This window comes from Protofrankia sp. Cas4 (genome assembly GCF_963555915.1).
Classification (GTDB): domain Bacteria; phylum Actinomycetota; class Actinomycetes; order Frankiales; family Frankiaceae; genus Protofrankia.
In genome coordinates this window covers 23,752-44,295 of sequence record NZ_CAUVXL010000006.1, presented here as the reverse complement: position 1 = coordinate 44,295, position 20,544 = coordinate 23,752, and the positions used below count along the sequence as shown (strand labels likewise).

General features: G+C 68.0%; 16 protein-coding genes. 6 read left to right on the top strand and 10 right to left on the bottom strand.

The features are described 5' to 3' along the window. Positions 1-323 precede the first annotated feature (323 nt). Positions 324-584 carry a hypothetical protein gene (locus tag U9979_RS00495; protein ID WP_322777794.1) on the bottom strand — a complete coding sequence of 87 codons (261 nt, stop codon included), beginning with the start codon at positions 582-584 and terminating at the stop codon, positions 324-326. Here U9979_RS00495 and U9979_RS00490 point away from each other — a divergent pair. The 3 genes from U9979_RS00490 to U9979_RS00480 all read left to right on the top strand — a co-directional run bounded on the left by U9979_RS00490 (position 574) and on the right by U9979_RS00480 (position 4,164). Continuing rightward, positions 574-2,319, top strand: a complete 1,746-nt coding sequence (locus U9979_RS00490) for a GMC family oxidoreductase (protein WP_322777793.1) — start codon at positions 574-576, stop codon at positions 2,317-2,319. The two genes, U9979_RS00495 and U9979_RS00490, sit on opposite strands and share 11 nt — an antisense overlap. Before the next feature lie 250 nt (positions 2,320-2,569). Continuing rightward, positions 2,570-3,094, top strand: coding sequence for a peptidylprolyl isomerase (locus tag U9979_RS00485; protein ID WP_322777792.1), 525 nt, complete (start codon positions 2,570-2,572; stop codon positions 3,092-3,094). Between the two features lie 29 nt (positions 3,095-3,123). After that, a complete protein-coding gene (locus U9979_RS00480) occupies positions 3,124-4,164 on the top strand; it encodes a rhomboid family intramembrane serine protease (protein ID WP_322777791.1) in 1,041 nt (346 codons plus the stop codon). Between the two features lie 94 nt (positions 4,165-4,258). Here U9979_RS00480 and U9979_RS00475 read toward each other — a convergent pair whose 3' ends face one another. Further along, positions 4,259-4,789 carry a PH domain-containing protein gene (locus tag U9979_RS00475; RefSeq protein WP_322777790.1) on the bottom strand — a complete coding sequence of 177 codons (531 nt, stop codon included), beginning with the start codon at positions 4,787-4,789 and terminating at the stop codon, positions 4,259-4,261. A gap of 194 nt (positions 4,790-4,983) precedes the next feature. On the opposite strand from U9979_RS00475, the gene U9979_RS00470 reads away from it, so the two are divergent. Beyond that, a complete protein-coding gene (locus U9979_RS00470) occupies positions 4,984-6,951 on the top strand; it encodes a glycoside hydrolase family 15 protein (protein WP_322777789.1) in 1,968 nt (655 codons plus the stop codon). Between the two features lie 156 nt (positions 6,952-7,107). On the opposite strand, the gene U9979_RS00465 is transcribed toward U9979_RS00470, so the two are convergent. Then, complete coding sequence (locus U9979_RS00465; protein ID WP_322777788.1) at positions 7,108-7,368, bottom strand: cell division protein CrgA; 261 nt, start codon at positions 7,366-7,368, stop codon at positions 7,108-7,110. A gap of 443 nt (positions 7,369-7,811) precedes the next feature. Between U9979_RS00465 and U9979_RS00460 the strand changes: the two genes are divergently transcribed. Both U9979_RS00460 and U9979_RS00455 read left to right on the top strand, forming a co-directional pair. Next, positions 7,812-9,569 carry an AMP-binding protein gene (locus U9979_RS00460; RefSeq protein ID WP_322767391.1) on the top strand — a complete coding sequence of 586 codons (1,758 nt, stop codon included), beginning with the start codon at positions 7,812-7,814 and terminating at the stop codon, positions 9,567-9,569. 96 nt (positions 9,570-9,665) lie between these two features. Continuing rightward, positions 9,666-10,313: an aminodeoxychorismate/anthranilate synthase component II gene (locus tag U9979_RS00455; RefSeq protein ID WP_322749466.1), complete on the top strand. Its 648-nt coding sequence runs from the start codon at positions 9,666-9,668 to the stop codon at positions 10,311-10,313. A 66-nt stretch (positions 10,314-10,379) separates the two neighbouring features. Here U9979_RS00455 and pknB read toward each other — a convergent pair whose 3' ends face one another. The 7 genes from pknB to U9979_RS00420 are packed head-to-tail and all read right to left on the bottom strand — an operon-like array spanning position 10,380 to position 20,501. After that, positions 10,380-12,365, bottom strand: a complete 1,986-nt coding sequence (gene pknB, locus U9979_RS00450; protein WP_322777787.1) for a Stk1 family PASTA domain-containing Ser/Thr kinase — start codon at positions 12,363-12,365, stop codon at positions 10,380-10,382. Then, entirely contained in the window at positions 12,362-14,044 is a 1,683-nt protein-coding gene (locus tag U9979_RS00445) for a protein kinase domain-containing protein (RefSeq protein WP_322777786.1), read from the bottom strand. The genes pknB and U9979_RS00445 overlap by 4 nt, the downstream gene beginning before the upstream one ends. After that, positions 14,041-15,495 carry a penicillin-binding protein 2 gene (locus U9979_RS00440; protein WP_322777785.1) on the bottom strand — a complete coding sequence of 485 codons (1,455 nt, stop codon included), beginning with the start codon at positions 15,493-15,495 and terminating at the stop codon, positions 14,041-14,043. Before U9979_RS00440 ends, U9979_RS00445 begins: the two co-directional genes overlap by 4 nt. Beyond that, a complete protein-coding gene (locus tag U9979_RS00435) occupies positions 15,492-16,973 on the bottom strand; it encodes an FtsW/RodA/SpoVE family cell cycle protein (RefSeq protein WP_322777784.1) in 1,482 nt (493 codons plus the stop codon). Before U9979_RS00435 ends, U9979_RS00440 begins: the two co-directional genes overlap by 4 nt. Before the next feature lie 10 nt (positions 16,974-16,983). Next, positions 16,984-18,426 carry a PP2C family serine/threonine-protein phosphatase gene (locus U9979_RS00430; RefSeq protein WP_322777783.1) on the bottom strand — a complete coding sequence of 481 codons (1,443 nt, stop codon included), beginning with the start codon at positions 18,424-18,426 and terminating at the stop codon, positions 16,984-16,986. After that, complete coding sequence (locus U9979_RS00425; RefSeq protein WP_322755489.1) at positions 18,423-18,947, bottom strand: FHA domain-containing protein; 525 nt, start codon at positions 18,945-18,947, stop codon at positions 18,423-18,425. Before U9979_RS00425 ends, U9979_RS00430 begins: the two co-directional genes overlap by 4 nt. A 6-nt stretch (positions 18,948-18,953) precedes the next feature. Beyond that, the gene (locus tag U9979_RS00420; protein WP_322777782.1) at positions 18,954-20,501 is read right to left on the bottom strand and encodes an FhaA domain-containing protein; all 1,548 of its coding nucleotides are present in this window, start codon (positions 20,499-20,501) and stop codon (positions 18,954-18,956) included. Between the last annotated feature and the right edge of the window lie 43 nt (positions 20,502-20,544).

Here is a 20,544-nt window from a genome sequence, read left to right as displayed (position 1 = left end):
TCTGGTCCGACATTTCCACCCCGCCAGGCGATCAGAATTCCCTTGGGTGCCAGCGTCTGAGAGCGCTCGGCAGTAGGGGTGTGGATCAAGAATTGGGGCCGGAGTACGTAGATCGCGAGGTGCGAGCAGGGAGTCGCCCTGGTTGTGGGTGGCGCTCGACGAGCCGGGGTACCCGTGCATCGTGCGGCGATGGACGGGGAATGATACGGAAAGGTGTGCAGCTAGCCCCGTGACGCCGCGTCCCTATGGCCGGTCGTTCTTAACCGGATCAGGGCGCACCCGCCGCGGCGCATTGCCTCCGGCCTCGAGATGACGATGATGGGCTACCGGGGGCGTTCGGGACCTGGACCTTCGGGAAGCGCGGCGGGAGCGGCCATGTTCAGGGGCAACGCGGCACGGGCGACCAGGACACGCCAGGCCCAGACACGCCAGGCCCAGACACGCCAGGCCCAGACACGCCAGGCCACAGCTGGGGGCAGGGGCGCGCAGCGCACGGAACCGGAGAGCGCGACCGAGGATCGGGCCGCACGGACCACCCCGGCGTGCCGTGGGATCGAGGAGCAGGCCTCCGACGTGATTGTCATCGGCTCCGGCTTCGGTGGGAGCGTCGCGGCTCTCCGGCTCGCGGAAAAGGGCTACCGCGTCATTGTTCTGGAGGCTGGCCGGCGATTCAATCCGGATTCTCTCCCGCGCACCAACTGGAACATCCGCCGCTATCTGTGGGCACCTCGACTAGGTTGTCACGGATTTCAGAAAATTACCATGCTCGGCCGCGTCCTGGTTCTTTCAGGAGCAGCCGTCGGGGGTGGATCAGTGGTATACGCGAACACGCTGTACCGCCCGCTCGCAGCCTTCTACACCGACCGCCAATGGGGTCATATAACCGATTGGCGCCACGAGCTGGCGCCCTACTACGACCAGGCTGAACGAATGCTCGGGGTGGTGTCAAACCCGACGGTCACCCATACCGACGAGGTATATCGGGCGGTTGCCGAGGAAATGGGCGTCGGCCATACGTTCCGCCTGGCGGATGTGGGCGTTTTTTTCGGCCGGGCCGGCGGCAAGGAGCCCGGGGTCGAGGTCGCGGATCCCTACTTCGGTGGTGTCGGGCCCACCCGTACCGGCTGTCGTGAATGTGGTGAATGCATGACCGGCTGTCGCTGGAACGCCAAGAACACCCTTGACTACAATTATCTCTACCTGGCTGAGAAGCTCGGCGTCCAGGTTGTTCCCGACACTCAGGTCGAAGCTGTCCGTCCGTTGCCGGCAGGCGGGTACGAGGTCAGTACGGTCCGCACGGGATCCTGGGTCCGTCGGGGCCGGCAGACGTGGCATGCGGGCCAGGTGGTGTTCGCGGGTGGAGTCCTCGGCACAGTTCGGCTCCTGCTCACCATGCGGGATACCGGCGTGCTGCCGGCGCTGTCGCCCCGGGTCGGCGAGCTTACCCGCACGAATTCAGAATCAATCATCGGAGCCACCAGATTCCGGCCGGACAGCCGGATCACCCGCGGGGTCGCGATCACGTCCTCGTTCTACCCGGCCCCGGACACCCATATCGAGCCGGTCCGTTACGGCCGGGGTAGTAACGCGATGGCCTTGCTGGCCACTCTCATGACCGACGGCGATCATCGGATGCCGCGATGGGTCATGTTTGTACGAGCAGCGCTGCGGCATCCGTTGTCGCTGCTTTCGGCGCCGATGCCGTGGCGATGGTCGGAACGTGCCATGATTTCACTGGTCATGCAATCGCGGGACAATTCGCTCACAGTCACCCGACGGCGGGGTCGGTTCGGCCGCGCCAGACTCACCAGCAGGCAGGGTCACGGTGAGCCGAACCCAAGCTGGATTCCGGCCGGCAACGACGCGACCAGGCGCATCGCCAGGCGTATCGGCGGGTTTCCCGGTGGCACGCTGACGGAGGTCTTCGACATTCCGCTGACCGCACACATCCTCGGTGGTGCCCCGATCGGAGATTCCCCGGCCAGCGGGGTCATTGATCCCTACCAGCGAATCTTCGGATATAACGGCCTGCATGTGGTGGACGGTGCGGCGGTCGCGGCCAATCTGGGGGTCAATCCGTCACTGACGATCGTGGCGCAGGCCGAACGCGCGATCTCGCTGTGGCCGAACAAGGGCGAACCCGACCGGCGCCCAGCGATCGGGGCACCCTACGAGCGGGTGCGCCCGGTGCGCCCGGTGCGCCCGGCCGTGCCGGAACACGCCCCGGCCGCCTACACCGTGGGCCTTCCCGAACGTGGCTGTCCGGAACATGACCTTCCGGAACATGCGGTCACCAACCGTCATCTGCCGGGCGGGTAAGCGCGCCTGGCAACAGATGCCGGCATGTCGTGGGCCGCCCCGGCCGGCGCGGGAATGACGATCGCGCCGCCTTCGGCTGTGTCTACTGGGGCCTGCGGCGGCGCGGGAATGACGATCGCGCCGCCTTCGGTCGGGCCCCAGACGCATACGATCGGCGGAGTATCGAGACCACGGCGGTCGTTGGACCCGCGGTGCGACACCCGCAGCCACCAGCGATCAGCCACTACCGACACGACGGAAGAGAAGGCTCATGGCCGAGGAGCTGTACGCCACCCTGAAGACGACTCAGGGTGACGTTGAGATCTTGCTGTTCGAGAACCACGCGCCGAAGACGGTCGCGAACTTCGTTGGTCTCGCCACCGGCACGCGGGAGTGGACCGACCCGCGGACGGGCGAGAAGCAGACGACCCCCCTGTACGACGGAACGATCTTTCACCGGGTGATCCCGGATTTCATGATCCAAGGCGGTGACCCGTTGGGAAGCGGCCGCGGTGGCCCAGGCTACAAGTTTGCCGACGAGTTCCACCCGGATCTGCGTTTCTCCCGCCCGTATCTGCTCGCGATGGCGAATTCGGGTCCGGGTACCAACGGCTCCCAGTTCTTCATCACCGTGGCGCCGACGACGTGGCTGGACCGCAAGCACACGATCTTCGGTGAGGTAATGCGTGGCACTGAGATCGTGGACGCGATCAGCAAGGCGTCGACGGGTGCACAGGACCGCCCCGCCACCGACGTCGTGGTACGCCAGGTCGTCGTCGAACGTCGTACGGTCTGAGTCGGCGCGGGGCACAGGTCGGGGCCGGCGTGACGAACTCACCGTGGTCGGAGTCGGAGTCGGAGCCGAACGGCGGATCTGCCGCCTCGGCCGGCAAGCCCGTCGGTCCCGGTCAGCCGACCGGACAACCATCGGAGCCCGGCGGCTGGCGTCCCGTGGTCGGGCAGGCTGGTCCGGCGGATGGCTGGACGCCAACCGCCCAGCCCGCGGGCGGCCCGCCGGGACGCGGTAGCGAACATCCGATCGTCCCGCGCTGCTACCGACACCATGATCGCGAGACGTACGTGTCCTGCCAGCGGTGCGGACGCGCGATCTGCCCCGACTGCATGCGTCCCGCGGACGTCGGGTTCCACTGCCCGGAAGATGCCGGCGCGCACGGCCGCCGCGCCGGTGGTTCCTCCCGGCGACCGGGTACCCGGCTCGGCGGACGGGCGGTGCAGGGACGTCCCGGGCTGGTCACCCTGGTGCTCATCGGGATGTGCGTGGCCGCGTACATCCTCCAGGGACTGCCGGGGCTCGGCGGCGGTGTGGACAACGCCTTCACCCGGGACTTTGCGCTCAACGGGCTGGCCATGGAGGTCAACGGCGAGTACTACCGGTTACTGACCGCCGCGTTCCTACACGCGAGCATCCTGCACATCCTGCTCAACATGTACGCGCTCTACCTGCTCGGATACCAGCTGGAGCAGATTCTCGGCCGGGTGCGCTACCTTGCGCTGTTTGTGGTGTGCGCCGTCGGTGGGAACACGCTCAGCTATTTGATCAATGGTTGGAGCACCTACTCGGTCGGGGCGTCCACCGCGGTGTTCGGGTTCTTCGCGGCCTACTACGTGATCGCCAGGCGGCTGCAGGCGGACACGTCGGCGATCCTCGTTGTCGTCGGCATCAATCTGATTATCAGTTTCACTATCAGTGGGATCGACAAGTGGGGGCATATCGGTGGCCTCGTGACCGGTCTGGTGGTCGGCATGGTGTACGCCTACATCCCACCGCGTCGGGTCTGGCTGCAGACGCTTGCCGTGGGCGGCGTTCTCGCCGCACTGCTCGTAGCCGCGGTCGTGGGCGTATGACGCGCGTATGACGGATGCCCGATGTGCGCACCTGCTGCGCGCCGCCGCCGGCGGTGTTCGTCCGGTAGCGGATGTGTCAGATGTGTCAGATGTGTCAGCCGTGGCGACGGCGGACCGCCTCCACGGCTGCGGCGACCCGCTCGGGTTCGGTGCCGAGCTGGCGACGGCTCAGTAGCAGGGGGCCGTCAAGCGTCTCGACAGTGAGAACGCGTATGTGCACGCCGCGACGGTTGTGGGTGAGGATGTCGGCCCGTACCCGCAGTACAGCGGCCCAGGGTAGATGCAGCCGGTGGATCCCGTCCACCAGGTCGATGCCACCGTCGTCCACCCGAAGTGCGGGCCGGGCGAGGGCGTCCCGTACGGCCAGTACGATCAGGCCGGCCCCGCCGATCGCCACCAGTAGGCGGCCTGGGCCGTCCAGTGAACCAAGCCGGAACGCGAGAGAGCCGATCGCCGCGACCGCGAGCACCACCATGCCGGCCGCCGCATAGACGATCACTCGCCACCACGGCGGTGACCAGATGTGAGAGTCGATGATCCCATCGATACCGGCTTGATCGGCACCACCTTCGTCGGCACCACCTTCGTCGGCACCGAATTCGTCGTCCCGCATGTCACCCAGCACAGCACATCCCGACCACTGGTTGGCCGGCCGGGTCGGGCACGGGATCCCGATCTCCGTCCGTGGGCGCGGCCTGCGCGGGCCTCATCTTCATGACGGTTACTATCCGCTGTCTTGCCGTCACGTCAGATGACGGCCTGTTCGATGTCCGGCGCGTCCCGTCCGGTGGGGTGCGTGGACGCAGGAGGAGAGTGAACGTGCAATCATCACCGACGAGGCGTGGCAGTACGAGCCCGTTCCCACCCATCGCCGAGTACGCCTTCCTCTCCGACTGTGAGACCACCGCTCTGGTCGCGCCGAGCGGCAACATCGAGTGGATGTGCCTGCCACGGCCGGACGCTCCGTCGGTTTTCGGCGCGATCCTCGACCGGTCCGCAGGCGGCTTTCGGTTCGGACCTGACCGGACGATGATCCCAGCTGGGCGTCGTTACCTGCCGGGTACCAACATCCTGGAGACGACCTGGCAGACGCCAAACGGCTGGCTCATCGTCACCGACTGTCTGATTGTCGGACGTTGGCACCGCACAGCGCAGCGGTCCAACACCCACCGGCGCACGCCGACCGACTGGGACGCCGAACATGTCCTGCTCCGGCTCGCCCGCTGCGAGCACGGCTCGGTCGACCTGACGCTGCTGTGCGAGCCGAACTTCGACTATGGTTGCCGCCCGGCCGGCTGGGCATATGAGGCTGCGGACTACGGCAGTGCTGTAACTGTTAGTAATGGGAAGGAGGCTGATTCGGGCCATACCGACCCTCATGCCGGGCAGCATGGCGACCTGACCCTGCGACTGCGCACCGACCTGCGCCTGGGCTTCGACGGACGCCGGGCGCATGCCCGAACCACCCTGACCGAAGGCGGAACCGCATTCGTCGCCCTGACCTGGCGGGCGAGCGACCCGTTCCTGCCGGGTAGCTACACGGAGGCGGTGGCGGCGGTGGCGCGGACAACCGCGTTCTGGCGGCAGTGGCTCTCGCGTGGCGTCTTCCCGGACCACCCGTGGCGCCAGCATCTGCAGCGCAGCGCACTGGCGCTCAAGGGCCTGACCTACGCCCCCACCGGTGCGCTGCTCGCGGCGTCCACCACATCTCTGCCGGAGACGCCGCAGGGCGAACGCAACTGGGACTACCGGTACAGCTGGATCCGTGACTCCACGTTCACCCTGTGGGGTCTTTACACCCTGGGCCTCGATTCCGAGGCGAATGACTTCTTCTCGTTCATCGCGGACGTCTGCGAGAACGGTGACGACTTGCAGATCATGTATGGCGTCGGCGGCGAAAGTCGGCTGAATGAGCGGGTGCTTGGGCATTTGTCCGGTTATGAGGGGGCATTTCCGGTCCGGGTCGGCAATGCCGCGTTCTCCCAGCGCCAGCATGATCTCTGGGGTGCGATCCTCGACTCGGTCTACCTCCATACCCGGTCACGGGACTACCTCTCCGAGCGCCTGTGGCCGGTGCTGGTCAAGCTGGTCGACACCGCAGCCGAACACTGGCGGGAGCCTGATTGCGGCATCTGGGAGGTGCGCGGGCAGCTGCGGCACTTCACGTCCTCGAAAGTGATGTGCTGGGTTGCCGTCGACCGTGGCCGGCGGCTGGCGGCGATGCGCGGGGATTCGAAGACCGCGGACCGTTGGGCCGCTGTTGCCGACGAGATCCATGCCGACGTGTGCGCGAATGGTCTCGACGAGCGGGGGGTGTTCACCCAGTGCTACAACGCGAAGCCGTTGGATGCCTCGCTGCTGCTCATGCCATTGCTGGGATTCCTGCCGCCGGACGATCCGCGCGTGCGGGCCACCATCCTCGCGATCGCCGCGGAGCTCACGGTCGACGGTCTCGTCCTGCGGTATCGGGTCGAGGAGACCGACGATGGACTGGTGGGGGAGGAGGGCGCCTTCCTGATGTGCTCCTACTGGTTGGTGTCCGCCCTGGTGGAGATCGGCGAGGTGGTCGCCGCCCGGCAGCACTGCGAGCGGCTGCTGAGCTTCGCGAGCCCGCTGGATCTCTACGCCGAAGAGCTCGACCCGAGCACCGGCCGGCATCTGGGGAACTTTCCGCAGGCGTTCACCCACCTAGCCCTCATCAACGCGGTCATGCACGTGATTCGGGCCGAGGAGGGCTCAGGGGCCACCGGCCTCACACCAGCGGACCTTGAGCCCGGTACCCCGTGAGTCCGGTGCTCCGCGTAACGCTTTTGTTGCTTACCGCGATGATCGGCAGGTCGCGGGTGCAAGCTGTGAGCCACCACAGTGCGATATCCACATTGTGGACAACTGTTGGGGATGAATGACAGCCGTGGAACTCTTTGGGAACACCACTGGTATGCGCTACCGCCACTGGGTAGCCACTCCAAGGCCAACCACGACAAAACCGAACCCAATCAGGATGTTCCAGGCGCCTAGACTGTCCAGTCCGGGGACGTTGCCGTTGGAGAAGTAGTAGACCAACAGCCAGATGACTCCGATCGCGAAGAGCGCCAAGATCATTACGCCCACCCACGGCGGCGACGGCGGCTTGTGCTTGCGGACCTGGGCGACCTGCGGTGGTGACGTGGTCGACTTCTTCTTGCGACGCCGGGAAACGGGCACTTCGAGGCTCCTTGAGGACCGTGACGACCTTCGTGGGCTGGCCGGGGCCATCCCGGCCGAGGGCATCGGCCGGGATACTGCGGACCACCTGTCCCACAGGGTAGACAGGCCCGGGCTCACGCCTGGCCGAACGGGCCATTGCGAACGTGTCCGGCCAGGTCCGTACAGTCGGACACGTTCGGCCAAGTCGGACACGTTCGGCCAGGTCGGCCAGGTCGGCACGATCTCTGAAGGCGGGCCGGTCCGGCCGGCGCCCAGGATGCCGGCGACTCCCCGGCATCCACGGTGGGCACTCCCGCTGCCGCCCTACCTGCCGCGTCCCTGTCGCCGGGAGCTCCGAGCTGTTTCCCGTTCGTTTCCTTGCCAGAATGACGCTCAACCGCAAACTGACTAGGAGTGTGCCCGCGATGCCAGGTGGATCGACAACCGAGCGGGAGACCGTCATGACCGAATCCACCACCTATGCTGACAGGCCGTGGCAGTCGTCGTATGTCGAGGGTGTCCCCAGGGAGGTCGAGGTCCCTGATATCACGTTGGGGCAGTTGTTCGAGAATGTCGTGGCCAGGTTTCCGACAAGTCCGGCGATTTCCTTCTTTGGTACTACCACGACCTACAGCGTCCTCGACGAACAGGTCGGGGCATTTGCCGGCGGCCTTGTAAAGTTGGGCGTCCGGGTGGGTGACCGGGTAGCGCTGATCCTGCCGAACTGTCCGCAGCACGTGATCGCTTTCCAGGCGGCGGTACGGCTCGGCGCAATTGTGGCCGAGGCGAATCCCCTCTATACCGAGGCCGAACTCACCCACCAGCTCGCCGACTGCGGAGCGGAGTACGTGATCTGCCTCGACCGGACCTACGCGGCGGTTGAGGCGGCCCGCCGATCCGGCCGGACCAGGGTGCGCGAGGTCATCTCCACCTCGATTCCGGACTTCCTGCCGAAAAAGGACCAGCTGCTGCTGCGGCTACCCATCGCCAAGGCGCGGCGCAGGCGTGCCGAGATTGTGACGGACCTGCCTGCGGACGCCCGGGCACACGCATTCCTGGACGTGCTGAGGACCGGCCGGGCCGAGCCGGTGAGCACCTCGGCCCAGGCAGCCCCGTCCGACGTCGCAGTCCTGCTGTACACCACGGGAACGACCGGAACGGCCAAAGGCGCGATGCTGACCCACCGAAATCTCGTCACGAATGGCGAGCAGGGTCGGGCCTGGATCGTCGACGCCCGCCTCGGCCACGAGGTGATTATTGCGGTACTGCCGATGTTCCACGCCTACGGCATGACGCTGTGCCTGATTCAGGGAATGGTGCTCGGTGCGCACGTCGTCCTGCTGCCGAAGTTTGACGTGACCATGGTATTCGACGCCATCGTCAGGCACCGTCCGACGCTTTTCCCGGGCGTTCCGCCTATTTATCAGGCCCTGTTGGACAACCCACGGGCGCGGAGCGTCGACCTCACCTCGCTGCGGGGCTGCCTGTCCGGCGCGATGAAACTCCCCGCCGATCTTCAGCGGCGTTGGGAGGCCGCGACCGGTATGCCGGTCGTCGAGGGATACGGCATGACCGAGACGTCACCGTTGACCCACGCCGGTCCGTTGGGAGGTACGACACGCCCGGGATGGATCGGGCTGCCCGTCCCGTCCACCGAAGCGAAAATCGTCGACAGGGACGACCCCACCCGGGAAGTGCCGGTGGGCGAACCCGGTGAGTTGCTGGTGCGGGGTCCGCAGGTGTTCGCCGGCTACTGGGAGAACCCGGAGGCCACCAAAGCGACGCTGACCGAGGATGGCTGGATCCTCACCGGTGACATCGCGCGGATGGACGCCGATGGCTGGTTCGAGATCGTCGACCGGAAGAAGGAGATCATTATTGCGGGTGGATTCAACATTTACCCGACCGAGATCGAGGAGGTCCTGTTGGCGATACCCGAGGTCGCCGAGGTCGCCGTGATCGGCGTCCCGGACGCCTACCGTGGTGAGACGGTCAAGGCCTTTCTGGTGCTGCGGTCCGGTGCGTCGCTCACCGTCGACGAGGTGCGGGCACACGCAGCCAAGGAGCTGTCCGCATACAAGGTTCCCAAGATCTTCGAATTTCGGACCGAGCCACTGCCGAAGATCGGAATTGGCAAGGTCCTGCGCAGGGCGCTGCGGGATGCGGAGAAGGCCGACGTCGGGACGGGCAAGCCGGATCCGGACGCTGCCGGCGGCTGAAGCCCTGCTGGTTGTCACTATGGTCGAGCGGCGTCGCCGCGATCCGCCGGAGCATCCGGCCGGTTCCGGATAGGGATAGGCGGAGGGGACAGGCAGATGCGGATCCTGGTTGTCGACAACTACGACTCGTTCGTGTTCAACCTGGTGCAGTATCTCGGCCAGCTCGGCGCGGACAGCGTCGTCCGCCGCAACGACGAGGTCGACGTTGACGATCTTGTCGCGCTCGGTGTCGCCGGGGTGCTGGTCTCACCCGGGCCGGGAACGCCGGAGGCGGCCGGGGTGAGCGTCCCGATGGTGCGCGCGTGCGCGGCGGCCGGCGTCCCGATGCTCGGGGTGTGCCTGGGCCATCAGGCGCTCGGGGTGGCGTTCGGGGCCACGGTCGACCGGGCGCCCGAGCTGCTGCACGGCAAGACGTCGGTGGTCCAGCACGCCGGCACCGGTGTGCTGGCGGACCTGCCGTCACCGTTTGTCGCGACGCGTTATCACTCGCTCGCGGTGGATGCCGCAACGCTGCCGGACGAGATCGAGGTGACCGCGCGTACCGAGAGCGGTGTGGTCATGGCGATGCGCCATCGGACCCTGCCGCTGGAAGGCGTCCAGTTCCACCCGGAATCGGTACTGACCCAGGGCGGCCACCTGTTGCTGGCCCGTTGGCTGTCGGTCTGCGGGGACGACATGGCGCTCGCGCTGGCGCCGGCGCTGTCAGCAGAGGTCGAAGCCCTGCGTCAGACGGCCTTCGTCTGACCCTGGGCCCGTTGACCCTGGGCCCGTTGACCCTGGGCCCGTTGACCCTGGGCCCGATCGATCCCACTACTGAAAAGGTCCGCGCCGGGTACTCGACGAGGTCGGGGAGGCGGCCGTCGGCGACGGCGACGGTGTCGCGCTCGGGGAGGGCGACGGACTACTGGACGGCGTCGCTGACGGCGTCTGGGTCGGCGTCTGGGTCTCGGTCTGCTGCTGCTGTGAGACATACAGCGTCACGGTCGACGTGCGGCTGACCGAACTGCTTCTCGGCGGGCTCTGGGCGACCACGGTGCCGGTCGGCTGACTGCTCACCCTGGACTGCTGGATCACCTTGAGGCCGTACCCCTCCAGGGTGGCCTGTGCCGCGTCGAGCGGTTGGCTCGTCACGTCCGGGATGGTGATCTGCTGGCTGACCACGGAGATGGTGACCGTCTCGCCGGAGGTCACCGATGTTCCGACATCGGGGTCGGCGGACTGGACGTAGCCCGGCTTCAGAGTGCTCGCACCGGTGAAGGAAGTCACCTTGGGCGTGAGCCCGGCCGCCTTCAGCTGAGTCACCGCGTCGTTCTGGCTGAGACCGACCACCGGCGGCACGGTGAACGCTCCAGGGCCGGCCGACACGCTGAGGGTGATCTGCGCGGTCTTGGCCACCGTGGTGCCCGAAGACGGATCAACCGCGGTGACCTGGTCCTTTGGCGCATTGTCCTGGACGGTATTCGACCGGATGTTGGTGAAACCGGCGTTGTTGAGGTTGTTCTCGGCGACGGTCTTCGATTGCCCGACGAGGTTTCCAGGGATCTTCGTCGTGCCGCTGGCGGTGTTGGCGGTCGAGCTGCCACCGAGGAATTTGGTGGCCATCAACGTGACGATGACGAAGACCGCCACCACCGACAGCCCGGCCAGGATGTACTTCCAGGCGGCCGACCGTCGCTCGGGCTCGGGCGGCGCTCCGGCGTCGACCGGGCCGCCGTCGCTCAGACCGGTGCCACCGCCGCCCGCCCGGTTGTAGCCGCCGGTTTGGTCGTAGGCGTTCTGGCCGTATGCCGTCTTGCCGTAGGGGTCGTCGCGGGAGTCCGGGTAGTCGTCCCCGTAGTAGGCGTCACGATCACGGGAGATCACCTGCGTCCCCGTTGGCGGCCCGGGTGGGTTCATCCGGGTGGCGAGCTGGTCGCCCATGAGCGGTGGCGCGTAGATGCGCCGGCCGGTAAGAGCACGTTCGAGGTCGTCGCGCATCTCCCCGGCGGTGGAGTAGCGGCGGTCGGGATCCTTTTCCATCGCCTTGAACACGATCGCGTCGGCATCGGGGGTGATGTCGCGGTCATGGGTGGACGGCGCCGCCGGGTTCTCCCGCACGTGCTGGTAGGCGACGGCGACCGGGGAGTCGCCACGGAACGGTGGCAGTCCGGTCAGCAGCTCGTAGAGCAGTACTCCGGTCGAGTAGACATCGCTGCGGGCGTCCACCCGGATCCCACGCGCCTGTTCGGGCGACAGGTACTGGGCAGTGCCGATCACCGCGGCGGTCTGCGTCATGTGGGACGCGGTGGCAGCGGTCGCCCGGGCGATGCCGAAGTCCATCACCTTGACCGAGCCGTCCAGGCAGAGCATCACGTTCGCGGGCTTGATGTCCCGGTGGATGATGCCCATCCGATGGCTGTAGTCGAGCGCGGCGCACACGTCGGAGGTGATTTCCATGGCCCGGCGTTCGGTGAACCGACCCTCGCGCTGGAGTGCGTCGCGCAGGGTGCGTCCCTCCACGTACTCCATCACGATGTACGGAATGGTCATGCCGTTGATCAGGTCTTCGCCGGTGTCGTAGACGGACACGATCGCGGGATGGTTGAGCGCCGCGGACGACTGCGCCTCGCGTCGGAACCGGGCCAGGAAGGTCTCGTCGCGTGCGAGATCAGCGCGCAGCGTCTTGACCGCGACCTCGCGCCCGAGCCGCACGTCGCGACCGCGGTAGACCTCGGCCATACCGCCGTAACCGAGGATCTCGCCCAGCTCGTAGCGCTCACCCACCAGGCGGGGCTCGGTCCCGAACACCTCAGTCACGCCTGCCACCCGTGCTCGCCCTTCCGGTCGTTCCCGGTCACGCTGTCATCGGTGACGATGCCACCCCCGGCCCGAGGCACGTGCACCGCCCAGCTCGGCGGCGGTGCGCTTGTGGCTGACCCGCTACTCCCGGCGATCGTCCGAGTGATCAGCGCGGTGACGGCCACGGTGGCGATCAGAAGGAGAATCAGGACGGGTAGCGACAGCTTTCGTCGGCCCTCGCCCGGCGAGCCGCCGTGGCTGCCGTCAGCTCGCCGCCGGGCCGCCCGTCCACCGGGCGGCCGGAGCGCGGTGCGGTTCGCGGGAGACGGCTGCCAGGCATGGATGTCCGACTGCGCGACGTCCGGCCGGCCGGTGGGGGCGGACGACGGGGTGTGGGTTCGAGCATCCCAGGGCGCGGATGGGGTGCCGCCGGCCGGGCCCGCACCGTCGTCGGACGCTTCCTGGAATGACCCGCGAACGGCGCCGTGGTCACGTGCCTGGCCGTTGTGGGGCTCCACATTCCAGCTGGACCGAGCGTCCCAGCGGGACCGGATCTCCTCGGGGGATCCGGTGTTCCAGGACGGCTGGCGGGTCCACGACGGCGGCCGCTCCCGGGCGGGCTGCCCCGGCGCGAAGTCCGGCCCGCCACGGCTACCGGCCGGACCGGGACGCCTGGCGGTGGTATCCGAGCCCGGGTGCGGCACGGCCCCCGGGCCGACGCCCCGGCGGGTCGCGTCGGCGCTCCACAGGCTCCGGCGGATCGCGGCGGCGGTGTGTGCGAACCCGCCGGCGGACGCCGGCCGGCGGGCCGGATCCTTCGCCATTGCGGCCTGCACGAGCCCGCGGACCGCTTCGGGCACGTCGGGCGGCAGCGGCGGAGGTTCGTCCTGCTGGTGCGCCATCACGACGACGATCGGGTTGCGGTCGTCGAAGGGACGCCGGCCGGCGAGGCACTCATAGGCGACCACGCCCAGGGAGTACACGTCACTTGCCGGTGTCACCGGCCGCCCGGATGCCTGCTCCGGGGAGACGTAGTACGCCGTGCCCATCATGATGCCGGTGGCGGTCAGCGGTGCGGCGTCGACCGCGCGGGCGATGCCGAAGTCGGTGACCTTGACCGCGCCGTCGGTGCGCAACAGCAGGTTGCCGGGCTTGACGTCGCGGTGGACCACACCCAGGGCGTGCGCCGCCTGCAGGGCGTCCGCGGCCTGGCCGAGGACGTCGAGGGTCTTCTCGGGGGACAGGCGCTTCTCCCGGTGCAGCAGTGCGGACAGCGGCTCGCCCTCGACCAGTTCCATCACCAGGTACGCGGTCGGATGATTACCTTGGACGATGACTTCGCCGTAGTCGTAGACCGACGCCACGCCCGGGTGCGACACCCGGGCGGCGTGCCGGGCCTCGCCGCGGAAACGGACGAGGAACGACTCGTCGCTGGCGTATTCGGGACGCAGCAGCTTCACCGCGACGGGACGGCCGAGGGTCTGGTCGAGACCCCGCCACACTTCACCCATGCCGCCGGTGGCGATCCGTCCTTCCAGCAGGTACCGGCCGTCCAGGACGGTGCCCAGTGGTGAGCCGCCGAAGGGGTGCGCGACTACCGGCGCGACTACCGGCGCGACAGGCGCTGGCGGCGGGCTGGCCGGTGCCGCGGCACCGGGGTACGGTTCGCCGAAGCCCGGCGGGGCTGGAGGTGTCACCGGCGGGCGTCCAATGCAGCTTTCATGACCTGCTGGGCGACGGGTGCGGCCACCGCGCCGCCCGTACTGAGCTCGCCGCCGCCGCTCTCGACGATCACCGCGACGGCGATGGTCGGGTTGATCGCCGGGGCGAAGCCGACGAACCAGGCGTGTGGGGGCTCGTTGTCGCCGTGCTCGGCAGTGCCGGTCTTGCCGGCGACGGCGACCCCGGGAATCTGCGCCTTGGTGCCGGTGCCGCTGGTGACGACGCTCTGCATCATGGTGTTCAGGTTGGCGGCGACGTCGGGTTTGACCGGTCGTTTGTAGACCTCGGGTTCGGTCCGGCTGATTGCCTTCAGGTCGGGGCCGAGTAGCTCGGACACGAGGTAGGGCCGCATCATGACCCCGTTGTTGCCGATTGCCGCGGCCACCTGGGCCATCTGCAGCGGCGTGACCTTGTCGTCGAACTGCCCGATGGCCGACTGCGCGGTCTGCGCACCGTCGAGTTTAGCGGTTGGATACACGCTCGGTACCTGTGCCAGGGGGAAGTCGGGCACGGTCGAGTTGAAGCCGAACGCCTCGGCCTGCGCCCGCAGGGCGGCGTCACCGAGGTCGATGCCGAGCTTGGCGAACGCGGTGTTGCAGGAAATCGTCAGGGCGTGGATGAGCGTGTCGGTCTCGCCGTCGCCGCAGCGTTCGCCGGCGAAGTTCGGCAGGACGGTCCGGCTCTGCGGCAGCGGAAGTGCGTCGGGGGCGGCGATGCGCTCCTCGAGCTGGTGGCCGGCGGTCAGGGCTGCCGCCGCGGTGATCAGCTTGAACGTCGAGCCGGGCGGGTACGTCTCCTGGGCTGCGCGGTTGAGCAGCGGCTTGTCAGGGTCGGTGTTGAGCGCCTGGGCGGTCTTACTGGCCGTCGTGTCGTTGTGGCTGGCCAGCTGCGTCGGGTCATAGCTCGGGCTGGTCACCATGGCGAGGATTTCGCCTGTTCTCGGGTCGAGCGCCACCACCGCCCCCTTGCGGTTGCCGAGCGCGGTGGTCGCCACCTGCTGGATCTGCGGGACCAACGTGGTGACAATGCTCCCACCCCGCTGTTCGTGGCCTGTTACCAGGTCGGAGACCTTGGACACGAACAGCCGCTGGTCCTCACCGGACAGGAAGTCGTTCTGGGATCGCTCCAGGCCAGCGGAGGTGTACAGCCCGTAGTAGCCGACGATGTTGGAGTAGAGCTTCGCGGCCGGGTACTGCCGCTGGAACTTGTACTCGTCGTCCACCGGGACGGAGCTTGCGACCGCCTGACCGCCGGCCACGGCGATCGAACCCCGCTCCCGCTCGAGCCGTGCGGTGATCTGGCGGGCGTTGCCGGGCTTGTGCCGCAGGGTGTCGGCGTTCTCGGCCTGCAGCCAGTTGGCGTTGACCAGCAGCGCGGCGAACAACACCAGACACGCGATGGCGACCTTGCGGATGGGTGCGTTCATGTTGTCTTCACCACCTGCGTCGGGCTGTCGGCCACCGCGGTCGGGTCGAACAGCGGCGCGGCTGGCGTGGCCGACGCCGGACGCCGGTAGGAGTCACTGATCCGCAGCAGCAACGCGATGATGGCGGCGTTGGAAACGATCGACGATCCTCCATAGGAGATGAACGGCAGGGTCAGACCGGTCAACGGGATGAGCCGCATGACGCCTCCGACCTGTACGAAGACCTGCAGGGCCAGCGACGCGGACAGGCCGGTCGCCAGCATCTTGCCGAACGGGTCACGGGCGCCGACGGCGGCTCGCAGGCCACGCGTCACGACCAGCCCGTAGATGACGAGGATCGCCATGATCCCGGCAAGGCCGAGTTCCTCGCCGATGCTCGCGACGATGAAGTCGGTGTTGGCGAACGGAACCCGCTGCGGGCTGCCCTGCCCGAGCCCGGTACCGGTGATTCCGCCGGCCGCGAACCCGAACAGGCCCTGTACCAGCTGGAACGATTTGTTGCTGGGGTTGTCACCGTCGAACGCGTGCAGCCAGCCGTCCACCCGGACCTGGACGTGCCCGAACAGCTGGTAGGACAGCACCGCGCCGAGCATGAACAGAGCGAGCCCGATCACGACCCAGGACGCCCGCTCGGTCGCGACGTAGAGGATGACCAGAAACATGCCGAAGAACAGCAGGGACGACCCGAGATCCTTCTCGACGACCAGGACACCGAGGCTCGCCAGCCATGCCACGAGGACCGGTCCGAGGTCGCGGGCGCGCGGGAAGTGCATCCCGAGGAAGGATCGGGAGACCACCGAGAGGACGTCGCGCTTGTTCACCAGGTAGCCGGCGAAGAAGATCATCAGAATGATCTTCGAAATCTCACTCGGTTGGAAGGTGAACGGGCCGATCCGCAGCCACAGTCGGGCGCCGTTGATGGTCGCTCCGATCAGCGGCATGGCTGGCAGCAGCAGGAACACCAACCCGACAAGACCGGCGGTGTAGGCGTAGCGCGACAGCGTCCGGTGGTCCCGGACGACGGCCAGAACCAGCACGAAAACGATGAGAGCGAGCAGCGTCCACACCAGCTGGAGCTGGGCCGCGCCAGCCGGAACGTGTTTACCGGCCCGTACCGCGGCAGCGGCCCTGGCCAGGTCCAGCCGGTAGATCATAACCAGGCCGAGACCGTTGAGGGCCGCGACAAGCGGCAGCAGGATGGGATCGGCGGCCGGCGCGAACCGCCGTACCGCGAGGTGCGCGAGCCCCCACAGCGCCCCGAAGCCCAGGCCGTAGGTGAAGACCGACAGGGTGATGGTCCCGTCGACCGCCAGCACCACGGCTGCCAGCGCGGCCGTCGCGAGCAGGCCCGCGAACAGAAGTAACCACAGCTCCCGCTGGCGATAGGGCGGCAGCTGCGCTCCGGCCGGGACCGGGGACCGGGCGAAGGTTCCGGTGAGGTCGACCGCCTTGCCGCGGAGCGGGGGGAGGCCTGTCATCCTGCGGGCGTCATCCTGGTGCGGCGGGCGACGGGGCGCAGGTGGGCAATGAGGTGGTGCCGCACGGTACCGAGGCGGTGATGTTTCCGGAACCGGCCTGGGGGATTCCGGTGGCCGTCTCCCCGGTCAGGCCGGCGTCCGCAGTGGCTGTCGGTGTCGCCGTTGCCGACGGCGTCGGCGACGCGGTCGAACCCGTGATGTCCGCCGCCACACTCTTGAGGCTCTGCCTGAGGTGGTTCGTGACGAAGGCGCGCGCCTCGCCGAGGCTGCTCACCGGGTGACCATTGGTCACATCGTCGCTTACGGACTTTTGGAGATCACTCACCGCGATGACGGGATTCACGGACTCCTTGAACCAGTGCGGGGGGATCCCGCCGTAGGTCCCGGGCACCCCTTCGAAGATTGCTACATGCTGGTTGTCGTCCACACCCACGTAGTAGTGCCGGTGGAGGTAGAACCAGGCCCCCAGGGCCGCGGCACCGAGGAGCACGACGGCGCACAGACCGGCGAGTACCGGCCGGGGGACATGGCGTCGGGCCGAGGCCGCATCGGGTGCGTCACCGGGGTCCGGGTCGCGACGGTGGGTGCCGATCCGACCGATCCTGGCACCCTTGGCGGCCGGTGACTCGTGGTCGGGGAACTGCGGGTTCGGGCCGGTACGGGCGGCCGCGGCACCCGGCACGATCCGCTTCTCCGCGGCGGCACCGGCGATCAGCGGGCGGTTGTCACCCTCGTCATCGTCCTCCACCACGTCGGCGACGACGACCGTGATGTTGTCGGGACCGCCGCCCTTGAGCGCGAGTTCGACCAGCCTGTCGACGACATCCTGCGGGCCGGGCAGCAGCAGCGCATCGTGGATGGTCACCTCGGTCACGACCCCGGACAGACCGTCGGTGCACAGCAGGTACCGGTCGCCGGTGATCGCGTCCTGGATGAACAGGTCCGGCTCGACGTCGCGCCCGTCAAGGGCACGCATCAGTAATGACCGCTGTGGATGCGTGTCGGCCTGCGCGGGGGTGATCCGTCCCTGGTCGACCAGATCCTGGACCAGCGTGTGGTCATGGGTCACCTGGCGCAGGACGCCTTCGCGCAGCAGGTAGGCGCGTGAATCGCCGACGTGCAGCACGCCGAGACTGATTCCCGACAGCAGCAGCGCGGTGACTGTCGTGCCCATGCCTTCGAGCGAGCCGTCCTCGCTGGCCATTGCGCGCAGCTCGGCGTTGGCCTGGTCCACCGAATCCGCCAGCGCGTGCAGGACCTCGCCGCTACCGACGTCCGTGTCCAGGTCGGCTAGCTGGGAGATCACGGTGGAGGAGGCCACCTCACCGGCCGCGTGTCCGCCCATGCCGTCGGCTACGGCTACCAGCCGCGAGCCCGCATAGGCGGAATCCTCGTTGCCTTCTCGGACGTGGCCGACGTCCGAGCGAACGGCGTAGTGAAGCCTAAGGCTCACCGGTGAAGCTCCAGGACGGTTTTCCCGATCCTGACCGGCGCGCCGAGAGGTACCGGCATGGGACTGGTCACCTTCGTGCGGTCGAGGTATGTGCCATTGGTCGAGCCCAGATCTTCGACGAACCACTGGCCGTCGTGGGGGACGAGTCTTGCATGCCTCGCCGAGGCGAAGTCGTCCTCCAGGACCAGAGTTGAATCCTGTGCCCGTCCGATGGTGACAGGCATCGGTCCAAGTGGAAGCATCGTCCCCGCAAGTTGACCCTTAGTAACGACAAGTTTGCTCGGTGTTCGCGATCGCCGACTGGGAGGCTTGCTCGGCGGTCGAGCTGGTGGCGCTTGGCGGGCGGGCGTCGGGCGGAGCGGACGTGCTGCCGCCTGAAGGTTCTGTTGTTGGCGTTTTGTCGGCCCGAACACGTCCAGCCGGACGGCCCGGACAGCGGCGAGGACAAATGCCCACAGTAGCACCAAAAAACTGATTTTAACGACAAGTAGCACCAGGTTGCTGGGTGCGGATCCGTTCATAGCGGCCTACCAGCCGCGATCGGTCTGAGGTGGTGGGGCGGCTCCAGCCGGTCGCTCGCGCTGGGGTGGGCTCCGGCGCGGGGCGGGGGGAAGCTGATCTGGACGGTACGTCTCCTGCTCGTGCATGTTGTCGTCGGGATCAATCGGCCGGACGTCGCGTCGCGGGTCGCGCTGGCCGTCTGAAATTGCACGATCGTAGGGCGGGCGATGGCCGACGGGAACCCCAGGGCCGGCCACGGTCGGGCCAGGCCCGACCTGAGGTGGGCCGGGTATGCGGGTAGCCCGCTGGTCACGCGGGTCATGACGGTCTGTCCCACCGCGGTGCTGGCCTTCCCTCCCACCGTAGGGGTCGTCGTAGCGCGGACCGCCACCATACGGATCGCCATATGGGGAAGTCGGCTGCCCCCCTACGGGTTGGCCGGTTTCGGGTCGGCCGCCGCCCCGGTAGGCCTCCGCCGGTGGTGGATACCCGCCGCGCTGACCGTCCCTGCGAGGGTCACCTCGTCCAGGATCGTCATGGTATGGGCCGCCCCCGCCCCCGCCCCCGCGGTACGGGTCGGCTGGCGGAGGCGGATAGCCGGCCGGGGTACCGCCGTGCCGCGGGTCACCCCGGTACGGGTCCGCCGGCGGGGACGGATAGCCGGCCGGGGTACCGCCGTGCCGCGGGTCACCCCGGTAGGGGTCCGCCGGCCGGTCGTACGGATCGGCCGCCGCGGTGGCCGGCGGGACGGCTGCGGGGGGGTACGGGCCTGGTGCTCCCGCTGGGCTGGCTGGAACACGCCGAGTGGCCCGGTTCGCGTCAACGTCTCGCGGGTCCTCCCGGCGGAAGGCGAGGATTGTTGCGCCCAGTTCGATCTGGTCGCCGTCGACGAGCCGCACCTGGCTGGCCGCGCGGCCGTTGACGATACTGCCGTTGGTCGAGCCGTGGTCGATGTAGACGAACTGGCCATCCGGCATCCGTCGGACCTCACCGTGCCGGCGGGAAACCCCCGTATCATTGAGACGTATGTCACATTCGACGCTGCGGCCGATGACGGTGGTCTCGCTGTCCAACGGATATTCGCGCTCCTCCCCGGCGGCCCGGCTCTCCGGCCCGGGCTTGATGGAGATCAATAGGCGCGGCGCCCCCGGAGCGTTCGATCGTGGGCGTGCGGGGCCGCGTCGAGCGGCCACAGCGCCGGGGTCGGCTGCGGCAACGCTGCTGCGAATACGGAACACCCCGACATCGAGGTCTTCGGCCTCGGCGAGCCGCACGTTGACGGGACCGACGAACGTGTAGCGCTGCTCGGCGGCATGCTCGCGGACCATCTCGGCCAGCTCGTCGCAGAGCGCCTGAGTGTAAGGGGCGAGTCGGGTGAAATCACCCACGGCGAGCTCGACTGCGAACTCGTTGGGGACGAGCACGCGGTTGGAACTGACCGCACGCCGGTCGTCGGTCTCCCGGGCCAGCGCACTGGCGATTTCGACCGGTTCGACGCCGCCCTTGAAGACCTTGGCGAATGCACCCTCGACGAGGCCCCCCAGGCGGCGTTCGAAGCGCTGTAGCACGCCCATCTCGACCTCCCCTCCTCCAGGCCTTCTCCCGACCCTGAGATCG